At 47.0% G+C, this 18823-nt stretch carries 16 protein-coding genes; 6 read left to right on the top strand and 10 right to left on the bottom strand.

From position 1 onward, the window contains the following. Positions 1 to 9: 9 nt before the first annotated feature. Positions 10 to 246: a YqzE family protein gene (locus EKN16_RS03930; protein WP_125653803.1), complete on the bottom strand. Its 237-nt coding sequence runs from the start codon at positions 244 to 246 to the stop codon at positions 10 to 12. A gap of 132 nt (positions 247 to 378) precedes the next feature. Here EKN16_RS03930 and EKN16_RS03925 point away from each other — a divergent pair, with 132 nt between their 5' ends. Beyond that, positions 379 to 1158: an N-acetylmuramoyl-L-alanine amidase family protein gene (locus tag EKN16_RS03925; protein WP_232016210.1), complete on the top strand. Its 780-nt coding sequence runs from the start codon at positions 379 to 381 to the stop codon at positions 1156 to 1158. On the opposite strand, the gene EKN16_RS03920 is transcribed toward EKN16_RS03925, so the two are convergent. Continuing rightward, on the bottom strand, positions 1126 to 1944 hold the full coding sequence (locus EKN16_RS03920; RefSeq protein ID WP_125653801.1) for a divergent polysaccharide deacetylase family protein: 819 nt from the start codon (positions 1942 to 1944) through the stop codon (positions 1126 to 1128). The genes EKN16_RS03925 and EKN16_RS03920 overlap by 33 nt on opposite strands. A gap of 251 nt (positions 1945 to 2195) precedes the next feature. On the opposite strand from EKN16_RS03920, the gene EKN16_RS03915 reads away from it, so the two are divergent. From EKN16_RS03915 to EKN16_RS03900, 4 genes are read left to right on the top strand one after another with little or no spacing between them, the layout of a single operon-like run. Further along, complete coding sequence (locus EKN16_RS03915; protein WP_125653799.1) at positions 2196 to 3386, top strand: ABC transporter ATP-binding protein; 1191 nt, start codon at positions 2196 to 2198, stop codon at positions 3384 to 3386. A gap of 1 nt (position 3387) precedes the next feature. Continuing rightward, positions 3388 to 4047, top strand: a complete 660-nt coding sequence (locus EKN16_RS03910) for an ABC transporter permease (RefSeq protein ID WP_125653797.1) — start codon at positions 3388 to 3390, stop codon at positions 4045 to 4047. Between the two features lie 17 nt (positions 4048 to 4064). Then, complete coding sequence (locus tag EKN16_RS03905; protein WP_179955613.1) at positions 4065 to 4985, top strand: glycine betaine ABC transporter substrate-binding protein; 921 nt, start codon at positions 4065 to 4067, stop codon at positions 4983 to 4985. A 6-nt stretch (positions 4986 to 4991) separates the two neighbouring features. After that, on the top strand, positions 4992 to 5684 hold the full coding sequence (locus tag EKN16_RS03900) for an ABC transporter permease (RefSeq protein ID WP_125653795.1): 693 nt from the start codon (positions 4992 to 4994) through the stop codon (positions 5682 to 5684). A 144-nt stretch (positions 5685 to 5828) separates the two neighbouring features. On the opposite strand, the gene EKN16_RS03895 is transcribed toward EKN16_RS03900, so the two are convergent. Beyond that, a complete protein-coding gene (locus EKN16_RS03895) occupies positions 5829 to 7040 on the bottom strand; it encodes an alpha amylase family protein (protein ID WP_125653793.1) in 1212 nt (403 codons plus the stop codon). A gap of 40 nt (positions 7041 to 7080) precedes the next feature. Continuing rightward, positions 7081 to 7797, bottom strand: coding sequence for an N-acetylmannosamine-6-phosphate 2-epimerase (locus EKN16_RS03890; RefSeq protein ID WP_232016208.1), 717 nt, complete (start codon positions 7795 to 7797; stop codon positions 7081 to 7083). A 180-nt stretch (positions 7798 to 7977) separates the two neighbouring features. Here EKN16_RS03890 and EKN16_RS03885 point away from each other — a divergent pair, with 180 nt between their 5' ends. After that, positions 7978 to 9537 (top strand): DUF4127 family protein, encoded by a 1560-nt coding sequence (locus tag EKN16_RS03885; protein ID WP_125653792.1) that lies wholly within the window; start codon positions 7978 to 7980, stop codon positions 9535 to 9537. Between the two features lie 793 nt (positions 9538 to 10330). Here the strand turns inward: EKN16_RS03885 and EKN16_RS03880 are convergent. Genes EKN16_RS03880 through EKN16_RS03855 form a run of 6 tightly spaced genes read right to left on the bottom strand, consistent with a single transcriptional unit; the run spans position 10331 to position 18823 of the window. Further along, complete coding sequence (locus EKN16_RS03880) at positions 10331 to 11344, bottom strand: phosphotransferase (RefSeq protein ID WP_164522666.1); 1014 nt, start codon at positions 11342 to 11344, stop codon at positions 10331 to 10333. A gap of 27 nt (positions 11345 to 11371) precedes the next feature. Next, complete coding sequence (locus EKN16_RS03875) at positions 11372 to 12364, bottom strand: carbohydrate ABC transporter permease (RefSeq protein ID WP_232016206.1); 993 nt, start codon at positions 12362 to 12364, stop codon at positions 11372 to 11374. Positions 12365 to 12383: 19 nt separating this feature from the next. After that, positions 12384 to 13286: a carbohydrate ABC transporter permease gene (locus EKN16_RS03870; RefSeq protein WP_331852367.1), complete on the bottom strand. Its 903-nt coding sequence runs from the start codon at positions 13284 to 13286 to the stop codon at positions 12384 to 12386. Further along, positions 13283 to 15841 (bottom strand): DUF5696 domain-containing protein, encoded by a 2559-nt coding sequence (locus EKN16_RS03865; protein WP_125653790.1) that lies wholly within the window; start codon positions 15839 to 15841, stop codon positions 13283 to 13285. Before EKN16_RS03865 ends, EKN16_RS03870 begins: the two co-directional genes overlap by 4 nt. Before the next feature lie 4 nt (positions 15842 to 15845). Beyond that, a complete protein-coding gene (locus tag EKN16_RS03860) occupies positions 15846 to 17897 on the bottom strand; it encodes a YIP1 family protein (RefSeq protein WP_125653789.1) in 2052 nt (683 codons plus the stop codon). Positions 17898 to 17926: 29 nt separating this feature from the next. Continuing rightward, positions 17927 to 18823 carry a carbohydrate ABC transporter permease gene (locus EKN16_RS03855; RefSeq protein ID WP_125653788.1) on the bottom strand — a complete coding sequence of 299 codons (897 nt, stop codon included), beginning with the start codon at positions 18821 to 18823 and terminating at the stop codon, positions 17927 to 17929.

The following is an 18823-nucleotide window of genomic DNA, read 5'->3' as shown; positions in this document are numbered from 1 at the left end:
TAATCTTACTTAATCTACAAACGTATTCTCACGCAGGTCCGCACTTCTTTCAGATTGCCGCTCTTTTCGTTCTCTCCACCATAATACAAGGCCAAATGCGCCAACTCCAAACCATCGTGTAAGCCAAGGCTCTCTTTGAGCTTTGGCTATATGTCGTTGACTTTTGCGAATTTCCTGAGGCGTTTCTATATAGGTCACAATTTTTCCAGTCATGTATTTAATGTAATCCTCACTGTCTTTTGCCATAAGAATGCATCTCCCCCGTTCGAAGTCTTCTTCTCAAGTGTCCCCTGATAACGTTTTGTTCAAACATGCATGAGTTTCCTCCGAATGTGCCACGCTAACTATAACACTCTTGGTATTGGAGGAATGAAAAGTATGTTTCACCGCAGTTTTCTTGTAAACCGACGTTTGAGACGATTGTCACCCTTTCTGCTTAGTATGACGCTCTGCATGAGCCTTGGGCTTGCCCAGCCCTCATTTGCAGCTCATAGGGAAGCGCCTATTCCACACAAGCAAGCTTCTATTGAAGATGATCCCTTATTTGGCCTGACTCCTCACTATAGTCGAGCGCTGCCGTCAGCTGAAGTACTTATAGATGTCGGTCATGGCGGTATTGATGGAGGGGCACACCATGAGAGCTTGCTGGAAAAAGACATTAACCTAGCCGTATCCAAGAAACTATATCTTATGCTTCGAAGCAGTGGTATCCGTACCATCATGAATCGTAGTGGCGATTATGCGCTTAGCGATGATAATCGCTGGCACCACAGTCGTTCCAGACATCAACGTGACCTCTCACAGCGCAGTCAGCTGACCAAGGAAATTCAAACTCAGATCGTAATTAGCTTGCATGTGAATTGGGTTCCGAATAAAACCAGAAGAGGCCCTCTCGTGCTTCATCAGAATGAAGGGGAAAGCGCCTTTCTTGCCTTTTGTATTCAAGATATGTTGAATCGGCATCAGCATACAGCCACCTTGCCGGTAATCGGCAAGCCCTTCTATATTCTCAATGTCGTCAAGCAGCCTGCAGTCATTGTCGAGATGGGCTTTCTCAGTAATAACGGGGATCGACGTATGCTGACCGATCCCATTAAACAAGGTGAAATTGCAGATGCCATAGCCTCAGGGGTGCGGAATTATATCCTTTTCCGTTGATGAGCTCAGCAGCTGGGATACCTTCATGAAGGTAGCTTGCTGCTGCAGCTGTGGTATGGCTCCTTTGATAACCGCAGATGTTTTCATACCAGGAGAGCCTACATGACCGATAACGATACAACGCTCACGAGCAGCCAACTGCTTCTTCACCACTCCCATTTGGCGAGAAATATGTTCCATTGTATAAACATCATCGAGAAAAACATCATTAGACAGAAACGGAACGCCAAGCTCAGCGCTTATCTTCGGAATAACTGTTTTGAAGGTTGTACGACTATCTAGGAAGAACATTCCATGCTCCTTAATTACAGTGAGGACAACACGCATAATACGTTCGTCTGCGGTAATTTTGGAGCCCATGTGATTATTCATTCCTATGGCATGGGGGACTTCTTTAATGGCGTCCTCCACGCGCTTGCGAATTTCTTCATTGCTCATGCTAGCTTTGAGTGCACCAGGACCAAGCCACTCTGGCTTTCCTCGGTTCGGCTCCATCGGCATATGCACGATTACATCATGTCCCCGCTTATGTGCGAGCTCTGCATCTTGCTTGGTTGTAGGCATGAATGGCATCACAGCTACAGTGATCGGAATCGGCAGCTCCATCATTTCTGTCGTACCCAACATGCGATTACCGAAGTCATCAATGACGATTGCCAGCTGCTTGCTTGGTTTTACCTCTTTATCACTAAGCTCAGCATTCATCTCATTACCAAATGTATAACTCGGCCACAACAGTCCACTAAGCATAATGATTGTCGTTCCGATTCTAAGCAGTCGCTTCATTAAGCTTCGCCTTCTTTCTCTCTAAGAGCTACCCTCATTGTTTGTGAGCAGACGATAAAATATGTGATCCAATATTGACACAAGAAGAAATGGCTAATGCCGTCCTTGGCGGCGAAGCAAGTTTCTTCCCTCTGAAATAAGAAAAGTATGGAGAAAACTTATACTTACTTATATTTTTACGACAAGTGGTTGGTATGCTATTAAAAAGCTGCTAAATAGGAAATAGTAAAAAAAAAAAGGTTGGCGATTACATGATTGTAATGAACAACGTGAACAAGGTGTACGACGATGGGTTCCATGCGTTAAAGAATATCAATCTAGAGTTCAAGCAAGGTGAAATGACGGTTCTAATCGGTCCTAGCGGCTGTGGGAAATCGACAACGATGAAGATGATTAATCATCTCATCATCCCTTCCAGTGGATCCGTATTGATTAATGGCAGAGATACCCGAGAGATCAATTCTGTCGAACTGCGGCGCAGTATCGGCTACGTCATTCAAAGTATCGGCTTGTTCCCTCATTTGACTATAGGACGGAATGTTGGAGTCGTTCCTCGCTTGAGAAAATGGTCAGCCAGTCGGATCGATAAGCGTGTGGATGAATTGCTTAATTTGGTCGGACTGCCTCCAGAGACTTACCGGGACCGCTACCCATCGGAGCTTAGCGGCGGCCAGCAGCAGCGGATCGGCGTTATCCGTGCACTGGCGGCAGATCCAGACATTATCCTCATGGACGAGCCTTTCAGCGCACTCGATCCAATTAGCCGTGAACAGCTGCAGGATGAGCTGGTAAGGCTGCAGCAGGAGCTGCACAAAACCATTGTCTTCGTTACGCATGATATGGATGAAGCACTCAAAATTGCGGATAGAATCGTACTCATGAAAGATGGTACAGTCGTGCAAAGCGACACACCGGAGCGAATTTTGCGTTACCCCGCCAATGAATTCGTGGAATCGTTCATCGGTCAGAAACGGCTCCATCAAGACAACACCTATGACAGTCCGACCGTCGACGAGGTGATGGTTAAGCAGCCCGTAACTGCTTATCCAACAAGGGGCTTGGCAGAAGCCATTACGGTAATGGAAAGGCGCAAGGTTGATTCCTTGTTTATCATAGACAGGCAACGACGGCTTGAAGGTATTGTATCGATTTATAACGTGCTGGAGCATTATGGCGAGGAAAATATTACGGTTGCCGATGTGATGCGACCTGTTAACTATTTTGTACACAGCGGCTCCCCGCTTTCTGAATCCGTGGAGATCATGAGCAAGAATCATCTTTCTAATCTTGCCGTCGTTGATGAACAGAATCGTCTCATCGGCCTCATAACTCGCGGGAGCGTCGTGCGGCATTTAGCTGAGGTTTTCCCAACAGTTATTGAAACGACTGAAGAACCAGAAACGCTATCTAGCACAGATGCGACGCCTGGAGAGGAGGTCTAGTATGTATGATTACTGGAAATTTTTGCAGGAACGTCACACTGACATCCTACATGCTCTTCAGCAGCATTTGACGATCTCACTCATTGCGATCATTTTGGGTACTATTATCGCCGTTCCAACTGGAATTGCGCTGGTGTATAACAAGATCGGATGGGTGAACCGTATTGTTTTCTTCATCGCGAACCTCCTGCAAACCGTACCAAGTCTGGCATTGCTAGCCGTTCTTATTCCTCTTATGGGAATCGGCACCAAACCAGCGATTGTCGCTTTGCTTCTGTACAGCATTATGCCGATTCTACGCAACACGTATGACGGCTTTGAGTCCGTCGATAAGTATGTACTCGAATCTGCCAGAGGAATGGGTTATGGAACGATGCAGCGCATCCTTCGCATCCAGCTCCCTCTTTCGCTTCCTTTTATCATGTCGGGCGTTCGAGTTACCATGGTCTACATCATAAGCTGGGCAACGCTTGCTACCTTAATCGGTGCAGGAGGTCTCGGCCAATTGATTATATCCGGGCTAGCTGTCAACAAACCAGAGCTAATCGTTACAGGTGCTTTGGGTGCGATCATACTTGCCTTACTGGTAGACCTATTGCTCGGGATGCTTGAGAGATGGCTGACTGGACGGTTCGGGCAGAGAACAAGAGTATCGGTATAACAGCAAGGAGAGAGACGATGACAAAGAAACGGAAAAAAGTCACGATTCATAAAGTCACGATTGCACTGTGCCTAATCACCACGATGACCGTACTTAATGGGTGCGGGACAGGGAATAAAATCGTAATCGGTGCACAAACCTTTACCGAAACCAAAATATTAGCAGAGATGTACAAAGCACTTATTGAGGATCGGACAGACGTTAGCGTGGAGATTATACCGGACCTGGCTTCCAGTCCAGTCGTTCTTCAGGCGATCATACGAGGCGATCTTCAAATGGGAACCCTTTATTCCGGTGAAATCTTCAACAAGCATTTCCCTATACAAAACACGAAAGACCGTAAGAAAGTGCTCGAACAGGCACAAACAGGCTTTAATAAATATTACGACTTAAAATGGATGAATCCCTTGGGGTTTGAGAATACGTATGCCTTTACCGTACGGGAGGAAGTAGCTCAAGCAAAAGGGTATGAGAAAATTTCTGATATCAAACCCGATGCGAAGAACATGCGGCTCGGTGTTGATACATCTTGGCTCGAACGGTCGACAGATGGATATCCGGCATTCTCCAAGTATTATGGAATCACCTTTGGAACCATATTCCCAATGGAGCTGAGCCTGGTCTACAAAGCGGCTACTCAAAATCAGGTGGATATCGTTCTAGCCTATTCCACAGACTCGCGTCTAAAAGCCTATAAGCTAAAGACGCTAAAGGATGACAAACATTTCTTCCCTCCCTATGATGCTTCTACGGTTATGCGCAATGATGCTGCCAAGAAGCATCCGGATGCAGCAGCTGCCGTATCAGAGCTGATCGGAACGATTAATGTGGAAACAATGATTGATTTGAACTATGAAGTTGATATGGAGAAAAAAAGTGAACGAGAGGTTGCGCTCGCCTACTTGAAGCGAGTCGGTCTACTTAAGAGTAAGGGGTAATAAAGAATGACTGAGCGACATCTGAACTTCTGGGATTTCATCGATTATGTACAGCGGAATTCCGGGATGCTGTTAGGATACCTTTATGCGCATATCTTGATGGTGCTTATTGGTGTCGGTCTTGCCTTCATTGTTGGTGTTCCTCTAGGAGCACTCTGTACGCGTAACCGTATATGGGAGCGGTTAATTCTCACCGTGACCAATATTTTGCAAGTTGTCCCGAGCTTAGCGATGCTGGTGCTTCTCCTGCTTATAATGGGGCTTGGGTCAAGCACTGTTACTGTCGGACTGTTCCTCTATTCACTCAATCCGATTGTACGCAATACCTTTGTCGGTCTGAAGCAGGTTAATCCCAGCTACGTGGAGGCTGGGCGAGGAGTTGGCATGAGTCGGCTGCAGATATTGTTCCAAATTCGTTTCCCGCTCGCACTCACCTACATGATGACAGGCCTGAGAATATCCGCCGTTATCGCTATTGGTGTTGCAACAATCGCTCCGCTCATTGGCGGAAACGGCCTAGGCCGCGAGATTTATGCTGGGATCAATAACGGCAACTCACTTCGTATCTTTGCTGGCGCGATTCCTGCGGCACTGCTGGCGATTGTCGCTGACCTTGTACTAGGTACCATTCAGCGCAAACTGAAATTTGAAGGCAGACGGTCAAAGAGCAACCTGCCACCTCCCAAAGCACAGGGATAAAGGCCAAAACAATAAAAAACCTTGCTCAGCAAGGCTCATCAATTGAATATTTGGTAAGCAGCAGCATTTAGTCAGAACAGATACTCACTCTCATTCTGGCTAAATGCTGTTGACTAACGGATCCATCCTCGCTCCGAAGGACGATCAACTTCTTTGAAGTAACGGTTTCAGTTCTTGCCACCAACCGTAGCTTTCCAGATATACCGCATCGAACAGCATAACTCCATGAGTCCTCTCCCGGCACATGCGAACCGCCTTGCCGAACTGCTGAGAATTATTGTCGTAATCATTCAAATAGAGGCTCGCGATTACCGGAATCCGATTATTGATCGCTTCCAGACTCATGTTGATGGCTCCTTCTACGCTGTACCATGAAGCTGGTCTTTGGTTAGCCGAAGCTTCCTCCACAGTAACCTCCGGGTAATAGCAGCCCGTCATGATAAATTCAAGTTCGTCGGCATAAGCGCTGCGATGATAATCCGTAGATGTCCAAGGCAAATCAGCTCGATACGATTCGCTTGCCCAGTTTACGCCTTCTTGATAGTAGAGTGGATACCAGGAACCAACATAGATTCCGAACAAACAATCGGAACGAGTTGATTTTACGACCGATTTGGCTTGCTGCACGAACTTCTTGATATTGAGCGCTCGCCATTCTGTCCATTGTGGGAACCACTTTCCCCGTTTGATTTGATCTCTCATCCCACCTGACCCGGGTTCCAGAATATCCGCAGGCCATTGCTCGATTTGTTGTCCGATATAAGACTCGAAGCTTATTTTGCTCCGTTCACTAAAGTCGGCATGCACGTTCGGATACCGACATCGATCAAGCACGATCCCATCAATATCGTAAGCAGAAACGATTTCTTCCAGGATGGAGAGCTGATGGCTGACGACTTCGGGATGGATCGGGTTTACAAAGACGGTGTCATCATCATGATTTTCTGAGTAGGCAGACAAATTAGATGATTCCGAGTTTACGTAAACGACCTGCCACTCCTTTTTCTCAAAGGCCAAACCGTCCCTCGTTTTTTTCGTCCCTTCCGCAAACACGTCGACATTCGCAAATATTTTCAAGTCTACCGCGCGAGCCTCGTATATCATCTCTCTTAAAAAGTCCTTGTCAGCCCAAGCTTGGAAACGGCCGTCAGACCAGCCGCCCACATGAAGAGCGTATCGGCTTGGATACGTCGTATGCCCGTATGGGATTTTTGCATCCACAACCAAGTGCGTGATTCCGGACTCCTTTGCTTGGCGCACCATTTTTTTTCGATATTCGGGATCGGCAAGACGCACTCCATTCGCCAAGAAATCGACCCATAATACGTTCATGCCTTTCGGTAGAAGCTCATTCATTGATATCCCCCAAACTTGCCCCACATAATATCGGACAATGTTATGTTTTCAAAAAATGATCAATCGATTTTACGAATTTTTTTGTGATTTCCTGAGGGCGAGTAATGGCCGTTCCCACGACAACTGCATGAGCACCAGCATCCAGACAAGCAACACATTCCTCAGGTGTCCAGATTCGACCTTCAGCCAGAATCGGTGTTGTCCCAAGCGCGGATAATCGGGCTACCAACGCGATATCAGGCGGCTCTTGCTGCAAGCTATACGGGGTATAACCAGACATGGTCGTCGACACTACATCAACCCCCAAGTCCATGGCAGCGACTCCCTCTTCGAACGTGGAGATATCCGCTACGATAAGGGTGCTGGGGAAATTTTTTCGTATGGAAGGTATGAATTCCTTTAGCAAAATCCCATTGGGACGAGCAAGCATTGTCGCATCGATAGCGACAAAATCCGCCCCCGCTTCAACAATCTCCTTGATTTCAAGAAGGGTGGGTGTAATGTATACATCTGAACCGGGATAATGTTTTTTATACAATCCGATAATCGGCAGCGCGCATTTACTTTTGATGGCGGCGATATCTCGAGGGGTATTGGCCCGAATTGCGACTGCCCCGCCTTCTTGTGCGGCCATTGCCATCGATAGCATCTTTGCCGAACCATACAGAGGCTCTTGCTCCAATGCCTGACAGGAGACGATCAATCCGTGCTTCAGATTGGAAATCAGACTATTGTTCATGAGCTCACCTATTTTCATGTTGGTATATTTGTTTATCATCATAACTTTCGGTGAATTTCACCTCCAATCTTATACCTTATCATTATAGCAATAACAAGTAATTTATTAAAGTTTTTTTATTTATTTTTTAGTAATATTTCGGATTTTTTATTTAAAAGCTGTGCTATAATGAGGAAAACTATTTCTCGGGAGGCCCCTATGTCACGAATTCTCTATGTTCCTCTAGATGAAAGACCCTGTAACGCCAAGTTCCCCCAACAAATCGCCCAAGCTTCCGATCTCGATCTGATGTCCCCCCCTGTATCGATGCTCGGGGCTAAGAAGCAGCCCGCGAATACTGCGGCATTATCCCAGTGGATACTGGAACAGTCGACCCAGACAGATGTGATCATCGTTTCGCTCGACATGCTTGTATATGGCGGCATTGTCCCATCCAGACTGCATCATCTTACAGAAGATGACTGCCGGGCCAGATTGGCCACCATTGTCGAGTGCAAGAAAAAAAATCCAAACCTCCGAATTTATGCTTTTAACCTGATCATGCGCGCTCCTGCTTACAGCAGCAGCGACGAAGAACCTGACTATTACGCAGATCACGGAACGGATCTAGCCCGAAACGGTTGGCTTCAGGACAAGCAGGCTAGAGATGGAATGAATGAAGCCGAGCGGTTGGAATTCGACGCACTCTTATCCCGTCTGCCTGAGCATGTTCTGCAAGATTTTATCGAACGTCGGCGGACGAACACAGCGGTGAATAATATGGCCATCGATTTGGTGAAAGAAGGCTTCATCGATTTCCTGATCATCCCGCTCGACGATAATGCAAAATACGGCTATTCCTCTTCCGAGCAGCGTCAACTCCTGTACGTCATTGAGGAGAAAGGACTCTTCGACCGCGTACATCTTTATCCTGGAGCCGATGAAATTGGATGTACGTTGTTTGCCAGAGTATTCTGCGAAATTAAAAACTACCGGCCGGAGATATACACACGTTTCTCGTCGACCTCTGGACCCTTCGCAATCCCGAAATATGAGGATCGCAGTTTGGGAGAAAGTCTGAAATGCCAGATCACCGCTGCTGGCGGATTTATCGGAGATCATGCCAGGGAAGCCGACTTCGTCTTGATGGTAAACTCTCCACCCGTCGGGCAGTATGAGATGGCGGAAACGACCCAGCTTTTCCGTGAAAGGCATTCCTCCTACTTCTCGGAAGTGAATCTTCGCGAATTCGCTCAGGCAATTCGTGTATATGCGGAAAAAGGCTTCATGGTGGCACTCGCTGATGTTGCCGTCTGCAACGGCTCGGATGAGCCTCTTCTGAAGCTGCTGTCGGGTTCCGGGCTGCTGCCCAAACTGTCTGCCTACGCCGGTTGGAACACCTCGGGTAATACACTTGGAACGGTTATCGCTCATGCCATTGTAGAATCCTACTACAGAACAAACGACGCTGTACAAAAACCTGACCGTTCCCGTAATAGCGAGGCCTTTTATTTATCCCGGCTTGTGGAAGATTGGGGCTATCAGGCTATCATTCGTGCCGATATAGCCGCGAATCATTTGGAAGAATTGGGAGGTAACTACTTCGATGTGGCTTCCATTCATGATCAACTGGCCGGATTAATCCACTCCAAGATGGAAGCGTTCCTTGCTCAGTATTTACAAGATTTCAGACTGGAACGACTGATGCTGGACAATGTTATTCTTCCTTGGAAGCGAATGTTTGAGGTCGGCTTCGACCTTCGTGTGACAGCGGATTAAATATAATCTCTTTAATTATTATCAAGACTGCCCCCGTGTTCAGTCTCAATTGCGGGGACAGTCTTTTCATGTTTTTTAGGCTCTAAACTATAATCATTGGTTACAATCACGAAGTACCTAGCGAAGCAGACGGAATCGTTCTGAAGAAGCGATAGCGTTCGCCTTTGTCTCCTTATTTCTACCCCTAAGGGATAGAATCAAGAAATAGGGAGACAACAGCGATCGTAAGAATGATCCGTCCGCGCAGCGGGCTTCTACGCACCATGCTAATCAGTGGTTACAATCACGAAGTGCCTCGCGGAGCGGACGGAATCGTTCTGAAGAAGCGATAGCGTTCGCCTTTGTCTCCTTATTTCTACCCCTAAGGGATAGAATCAAGAAATAGGGAGACAACAGCGATCGTAAGAATGATCCGTCCGCGCTGCGGCCTTCTACGCACCATGCTAATCAGTGGTTACAATCACGAAGTACCTAGCGAAGCGGACGGAATCGTTCTGAAGAAGCGATAGCGTTCGCCTTTGTCTCCGTATTTCTACCCCTAAGGGCTAGAATCAAGAAATAGGGAGACAACAGCGATCGTAAGAATGATCCGTCCGCGCAGCGGGCTTCTTCGCACCATGCTAATCAGTGGTTACAATCACGAAGTGCCTAGCGAAGCGGACGGAATCGTTCTGAAGAAGCGATAGCGTTCGCCTTTGTCTCCGTATTTCTACCCCTAAGGGATAGAATCAAGAAATAGGGAGACAACAGCGATCGTAAGAATGATCCGTCCGCGCAGCGGCCTTCTACGTTATTAACCCTCCAACCATTCACACCAAACTTCCCGATTCCGGGTTATTTCACGCAGAGACATTAATGTTCGGACGGACTCCCGGGTTCCTACCTCCTGATCTTCTGGTTCGGACAATGCCTCACCCAGTGATCGCCGCATATTATACGCCAGCCATTGAAGCTGCCCGATAAGACCGCCGTTTATGGCTGCCCGCCATTCCGTCATGACGGTTCCTCCACGATCCAAATACCCATTAATGAAGGCCATGAAAGCGTCGCGGTTCACTGCTCCCGCCTGCACACCAGCCCAATCCAGGGCAGTGCTAACCAGCTCTTGTACAGGGTTGATCGGTCCGGCGGCTTCCCAATCAATCAAGGCAGGACTTACTTCATCCATCCACAATACATTTTTCTGGTCTAGATCACGATGACTGAACACGAGATGACGATTCAACGCATCATGTGCAGCTTCATAGGCTGAAGTCCACTCGTGCAATTCCAAGAGGGTAGAGTCCGCTTCCGCCCAAGGCGCCGCGATCTCTCTTCCTCTGTTCAGCAAAGATTTCCAGTTGAAATCCGCCACTTCGCTAGTTATTTTAACCATTGAAAAGTCTAGCTTCAATGCATGAATACGAGCTAACAGGCGACCCATAATTCCGCAATGTTCCGGCTTAGCAGGAGTCGATGGTAACATCGACCCCTTGATCCACTGGAAAACCATGAAGTGCAAACCATCGATGTATAGCAGCGGTTCACCATCCACCGTTAATGCCGGCACTGAAGGCAAACCGGCTTGAAAAGCCGCTCTGGAGATTTTCTCCGACAATCGGTAATTATCCCATACACCGGCTCTTGTCATCACTTCAGCGTTTAAAACCTTGACCGCAAAAACGCCCTTAGACGTATTCATCTTATACATGCGATGCATCAAACCGCCGGTTACCCGATGTAAAGGTTCAGAGGGCTTCCCGATTCCTAATCGATCGCATAAGAGAAACATATTCTCGTGACGGTCAAATTCGACTGATTCCTCCAAATCTATTTCACTTCCCAACTTCGTTAATTAACCGACAAGGCCCGCCCGTTCAACGCTTTCCACGAAATACTTTTGCGCGTACAAGTATAGGAGGAATATGGGCGCAATGCCGAGCAGCGCTCCTGTATTGATCAGCATAGAAGCATAGGCAAACCCTCCGACATATTCCGGCCGTGCAATAGAGGTCAGCATCCCCAGCTGCCTGGAGAGCGAGACCGTATTCGCCATAAAGATGTTGACGAAGTAATCATCGTTCCACTGCCATACAAAGGAGAACAGAAAAACAGTGGAAATGGCCGGTACCGCATTTGGAAGCATGACCTTAGAGAAGGTTCTGAGAATGCCCGCTCCGTCAACATAGGACGCCTCTTCCAGCTCTTTCGGAAGGCCTCGGAAAAATTGCCGAAAAATAAAGATATACAATCCATTTTTCATCCCCATCGCCAGTGCAGATGAAATAAAGGTAGGCCAATAACTCTCTAGTAAATTAATGCCGGCACTACCCGTAAATAAATGGAACAGCCCGAATACATCAAAGAATCGAAAATGAAGATATGTTGGTGCCATAATCGTCTGCGGCGGAATCACGATTGTAAAAATCACGAGGAGGAATAGAATCGCACTGCCCCGGAACGGCAGACGCGCGAATCCATAACCGGCCAATGCACATGAGATCAACTGCAAGATGGAGGCCCCTGCGCTTAAGGTGAAAGTGGCGGTGATGGCTTTCCAATAGTCCATCCTCTCGATCATCAGTTTAATATTGTCCAGTGTAAAATGCCGAGGGATCCACATAACCGACGAGTCAAAAATATCGACTTGGTCTTTAAAAGCAACCGATATCTTCAACAGGACAGGGGCCAAGATAACGAAGCAGATCCCGAATATAAGCACGGTGCGAACAAGCACCCAGAGCCAATACTTCGATTTATCTACCGGATTGCTCTCGTAGAGCCATTTGCTTAATTCGAAAGCGCGGCGGTTCAAGGAAGTTTTGATCAGCTGCACGTTAGTTTTCAAGAGTCGTTCCTCCCTTCTCTTAGTTTTGGTAGAATACTCGTTTGGAAAGCGCGTAGGTTGAAATCAACAGTATAACGGTTATCACAATAAAATAGATCCAGGACATCGCTGCGCTCAGACCGAAGTTCAATTGCTGGAACGTAATGCCCTGCATGTAATGCGTTACGCCATTGTTGTAGAAGGAATCTATAATCGAATAGACCGTGTTCGTCAATATAAGTGGAGTCACCATTGGAAAGGTGATTTTCCAGAACGATTCATACCCCGTTGCCCCCTCCATCTTAGCCGCTTCATAGAGCGAAGGAGATATGGATTGAAGACCGGCCAGGAAGATCATTATCTGTACGCCTGAGGAGCTGATAATCTGGTAAATCCGATCAACCGCTCCAGTCAAATATTCCACAATGCTTCGATCCAACCCGGCTTCAAACAGCAGAGGCTTCAAATCCACGCTCTTAAATCCCGAGAAGTTACCTTCCAGATTCGTACTCGCGCTGCTCATGAATTGACCCAGCAAGTTGCTGGCGTCTAAACTGGCAATGACCCCTGAAGCAAGTACGACCGGAAGGAAAAACACGGCTCTCGCAAACGCCCGACCTCTGAATTTCTGCGAAAGCAAGGTTGCTGCAAACAAGCTGAAGAAAATGATAAGAGGCACGTTTAGAACCATCTGCGAAATGGCTTCGGTTAGAATGCGGTTGAACCAGGGATCGGAAAGCAGCGCTGTTCTGTAATTCTCAAACCCGACATTTTTGATCGCATATCCAGTGACTTCAATCGTCAATTTGCTAAAACTGAAGCGGATCGATTGGTAAAGCGGTACGACCAATAATAGTAGAAAACCGAACAACCAGGGGGCGACGAATAAAAATCCGAAAAGTTCTTTTTTTCGTGCTAGGCTGAGTTTCCGCATGTTCATCATTGATTTACCCCCACGAACTTATAATTCCCGGCTTCAACCGCTGTACCGTCCACCTCAACCGTTTGGCTTCCATAATTGACGATAATCGATTTTCCGTTTTCGAAAGTCGTTTTATAGACGCCTTCCTCCACCTTCTGGTGCGACACGATTGCCTGCCCCTTCACCTGCTTCAAAATCTCATTGACTTCTCCATAAGCCAAGGTAGCTTCTTGCAGCCAAGATTCGTACCCATTAGAGTACATCGCGTCATAACCGTAAGTCTCTTTGATCGTACTAACATTGGCGAGAACCCAGCTGTAATAGACATTAGAACCCGTTTCCAGCGACTTCAGCACATTCTTGCGGATATCCTGGTCATCTTGAAGATTAAAGGGTTTGCCTGCATACTCCACATAACCATGAAGGACCATCTCCATGAACGGAACAGATTCGTTAGAAAGCATGAATTCATTGCTTGATTGCGGCATATTCAGAATGTGATTCGCAAAAGGGATGGCATATTCGTTGCCGCCGTTTACCATCACGTTCGGGGACTCCGCTTTAATTTGTTTCAGCTGCTCGGTGATGATGTGTTTGGAATCCTCCCTCGTAACTTCCCTGCTCGGACGAAAATCGGAATCAATTTCGTCTCCTAGATCACGCAATGATATGCCTCCGGGATTATACTTCTTATAGCCGCTCGAGAAATCCGAGACCATGGTTCCCAGCACGCTCGGAGATAAAATGTAGTGCGAGAATTTACTGTAATCCTTCCAGTATGTCGGGGCATCGAAAATATAAACGTCCCTGATTTTCCGCGAAAGAAGCTGCACGGCATCCTTCGAAGGGTTGATATTTCCACCGTAAGCATGCAGAAAAGCGACATCAGGATACAGCTGACCGTTCGTTTTCTTCAACTGCTCCGCAAGCTGCTGCCATTCCTTTTTGCTTCCGAGCGCTGAATCCAGTTTCACTTGAGTGGTAACGTCATGATTCAGTCCATTATTAAACCAGCCCTCATATTTCAACTGTATATTCCGGATCTGTTTGTCATTTAGTTGGCTAATTAACTGCTGTGCTTTATCGAACGGACTAAGCGGAACCAAAGAACGATACTCGAACCCCAGCAGGTTTTTATTTTTGGGAATGCCACCGGTAAGATCCAGATAGAAAGGTACATCCCCTTCTGCCGGAAGCTTTTTCAACCCGTACTTCTGAACTAAATAATTGCGGTAAACGTTAGCCATCCCGGAGTAATTGGCCTGATCCCCATACAAGAAGGAATACCGAACCTGTAATTTTCCACGGTAACTATTTTTCGGCATTTTGATTACCGTTTCATCATTCGACAGCCTAACGCTGTCACTCGGTAGAATTGTAAACCGGCTGTTGACCGAGTTGTAGGCATTCTGCCTTCCACTCACGTCCGCTGATATTTTCCCAAGCGTATCTCCCTCTTCAATGATTCCGAACAAGGCTTGGTCATTCTTCTTCATACCGAATACGGGAAGCCTTGCGGGAAGATAGTCGGAATACTTCAGTCGTTTGTCCAAAGCACCATCTTCACCATATAGGGAGATGACAATCGGTTGAGCGTTGATCGTGTTGCGCCCGTTATTCAGATTGATAAGTGAGCCTGAGCCGTCGGGCACGAACATATAACCTTGGTCGTTCTCATTGGCAGCTCCGAAATATTCCAATAGCGCGATCGTCTGAATACGGTAAGGCGAAGTTTCTTTGATCGTTGAGGTATCAACCGACGCGACAAACTGGTCTCCGTCGAGCGCATACTCCAGCGATACGGTGAATTTAGCGTCACCCGATCCCACAGTGTCGACCTTATTCTCCTTGTTATCGAAAGCTAGGTCTGCTTCTGTGTAGCCCGCTTGTTTAAAAAGATCAATGAGCGTCTGAACGGCTGCTTTGGGAATATCCCGCCGCTCGTAGATCGTATTGGTGGACTCATCCAAACCAAACCGGGAATCGACCTCATCCTTTCCATCCTGATCCAGCTTAGACATTACCTTCTCTTCAAGCCGTTGCTTGCTGATTTTGGTCGGAATCACCTCATCAAGTCCTTTGGTCGGACTCCCGAACAGATAAGTAGCTCTCACGCGATTAGCTTCTTGCTTGACTTCTACTTGTTCATATTGAACGCTGTCGTTATAGCTGTCTAAATCTTTGGTTTGTCCGTTCTTCGTCAGATAAACGAGCGACATCTGCGAAGCCAATTTACCTAGATTCGCACCGGAAGCGATCGAATCGAAGTCGCGATCCAGCGGATTCGAGCTCCAGACCTGCTGGTTTCTTTTGTCAACAATACCGAATTCGGCCGTTTTCTTATTCATGAGGAACACTAGTGAATCATTTTCCATCATGGCTTCCATATCCGGCAGATCCGGATGGGTCTGGATGGAGAACTCGGCAGTCGTCACCTTTGCGCCGGACAGATCGACCTTCACCGGTGAATAAGCAGGAATATCCTCCGCTTTTAATCCAAGGTTGCTCCAATAGACATATCCGGCAATTAAAGCGGCAATGACCAGGAATGATACTATTTTCTTGTGTTTTCTCATAGAATCATCCCTCTCCAATCCTAAACATGGCCTCTTTATAAATGGTGGATCCGAAAGCAAGCATTTCTTGAAGCAGTGCAGTAAACAACAGTCCAATGAAAAGGAAAATACCGATGACGACCATCGTGAGCCCCATCGTCACGACCGTCTTCTTAATTGTATATTGATGCACAGTCTGCATACCGACAAAGATCAACCACAGGAACCAGATCCCTGCGAAATTCTGAAGCAGTGCATGGAAAGAAGCTTCTTTTACCGTAAGGATATTGGACAGCACAATGAGCGGAACCTGAACGAGCACCAAAGGGACCAACGCATATCCGGTAACCGTAACGATATCTTTGAATTTCCCTTCCCCGTCCATCAACGTCGTTAACGACCAATTGGCAATACACCAAAGGAAGAACGGCACCAGGACGAACTTTACTGCATCCATTGTCTTGGCATCATAAACCATGACATTTAAGTTGAAGATGATCCCGGAATACTGCTGCTTCAAAATACTAAGCACGGCGAGAAGCAGCAGGATAACGAGGGCAAGCCACACTCTGCCCTTCTGCTCGTATTTGACGTCCCAGAATCCCCGGAAGGGGTGAAAAATAGTCTCCCATGCCGTTCCAATAACCCCTGGTTCTTCCGTTTTTGGTTTGCGTAGACGTAACGCAACCACGATGGCAGCGATAACCACGAGAATAATGACTGCTATCGTTCCGAAGTGATTCCACATATAGTCTTTACGGAATCGTTCGAAGGCGCGGGAATAGTAATTGCGATGCGTTCCGAGTTTGAAATTTTCCATCGCTTTCACATTATTTCCTTCGCGCAGTTCCGTTTTCCCCACACCCAGGTATGCAATTTCCAGATTATTGTTTAATTTCCTTGCCTCTTCCCATGCTGCTGTCGCTTTCTTCTCATCACCTTCCTCCGTCGCAATGGCCGCTTCTTTAACGACCTTACCGTAGAGGGTCGGTTTAAATACGGTTAGCTGGCGAAAGCCTTTATCTAGTACGATCATTTGATCACCCATCGTATCGATTTCGACCGGGTTATTGAAATTGCCGAATTGTTCACCGATGGAGCCGAATTGATAGAGTAGATTTCCATCCCGATCATAGGTAAAGATACGTCCACGCGTACTATCAAGAGCACTATAAATCCCGTTAGGTTCCACGGCAGCACTGATGAATTTCGAGGGTCCCATACGGGAGCCGTTAAATCCGACGTGAAGATCGCCCGCGATTGGAATATATCCTTCGCGCCGCAGCACATCGATCCCAGAAGGATTGAGACGTCTCATCGGCGTACCGAATTCCTCGGCTGAAGTCGCGTAGAGGAATCCGTCCTGGTCGATATCGACGTTGCTGAACTCAGAAGGAATGAACAGCTCCATTTTACTGCGCTGCTCTTTCGTTGAGATTTGTTTCCAGAACAAATCCACTGGATTGAATCTCACTTGGCTTAATCCGATAAAGCCGGTGAAAGTGCCGCCGGAACTGAACTGTACGATGCCGTCGTATCCGCCTGTACTGATGACATAGATACGATCGGCCGAATCGACGACAACCTTTGCGGGCATATAGACGAAGCCTTCTCGAAGCACATCCGATTTGGGTGCGCCTACTTCCCGGACAAATTTGCCATCAAGCGTCAACACGATAATCCGTTTGCTGCCGGTATCTGCGATATACATTTGCTGTTTATCGTTTATGAAGATGCCGCTCGGCTGGTTAAAGACATCCTCTTTGTCTCCATTTTGGAACGTAGTGATCTCTCGAATCAGTTTCCAGTTGGCATCCATCGCAACAATTCGGTTGTTTCCTGTATCGACGACATAGATCTCATTATCATTCGTTACAGTGAAATCCTCCGGATCCTTGAAAGGGCCGATATTTAATTGATTCCCGTCAACCAGACGGTCCGGCAAAAACGGGAGCGGTGCCGTCATCGTGTCTCCCCAAAACGAATAGTTATAGCCTTCGTATGGAGCAGCCGATGCCGTACCCATAATATCGACCGAAAAGGTGAGGAAAAGGAAAAGCAACAATACTTTCTTCATTTGACCCACGGCAAGCTTCCCCTTTCCGATCAGTCTTTCATGCCTGAGGTAGACATCGTCTGAATAATATTGCTCTGCGCAAATACAAAGATGAGAATAGGAACAGCAATCAAGAGCAGCGTTGCAGCCATTGATGGACCGATCCGTATGATTCCACCGGCAAGAATTTGACTCAGTGCATAATCGATTGATTTGAGCTGCTCGCTGTAAATATACATAGAACCTACGCTGCCTCCAGCCCCCCATAAGGATTGGAAGGAGAAAATGATCAGCGTTAACCATGCGGGCTTAACAACTGGCATTACAATGTTCCAATAAATGCGGAACTCACTGCAGCCATCAATTTGTGCCGCTTCCAACAATGTATCCGGAATGTTCTCCATGAACTGCTTCATCAGATAAAACCCAAGTGAAGAACCGATGGCTGGGATGATGATCGCCCAATATGTATCGATCATGCCGAGCCAAGACATTGTCATATAGTTGGTAACCTGCGTGACCGTGGCCGAGAACATCAGGGAAAGCACAACAATAGTAAACAAGAATGTCCTTCCCGGAAACTTTCTTTTGGCAATCGGGTAGGCTGCCATGGAAGCGATAATAACATGCGCTGCGGTACCGACGATGGCAATGAAGAACGTGTTGAACACATAACGGGAAAACGGAACCCAAGAGCCCGACAAAAGATTGTACAAATCGGAAAAATTGCTCAGCGTAGGGCGATGCACTAAGAATTTAGGAGGAAACGTCAAAATTTCGTCGATCGGTTTAAAGGCATTGCTGATTACAAATACGAGCGGAAGCGCCATGAAATAACCGAGAGCACCCAAGAATAGAACGTTCATGATGTTGCCGTACCAGGATCGGTTTATTTTCTTTCTTCCAAGGCTTATTTTCTTACTTCCCAGGCGAAGATCCAATTTCAT

The sequence above is a fragment of the Paenibacillus baekrokdamisoli genome, from assembly GCF_003945345.1.
GTDB classification, from domain to species: domain Bacteria; phylum Bacillota; class Bacilli; order Paenibacillales; family Paenibacillaceae; genus Paenibacillus_Z; species Paenibacillus_Z baekrokdamisoli.
This window is presented reverse-complemented; position numbering and strand designations above follow the sequence as displayed.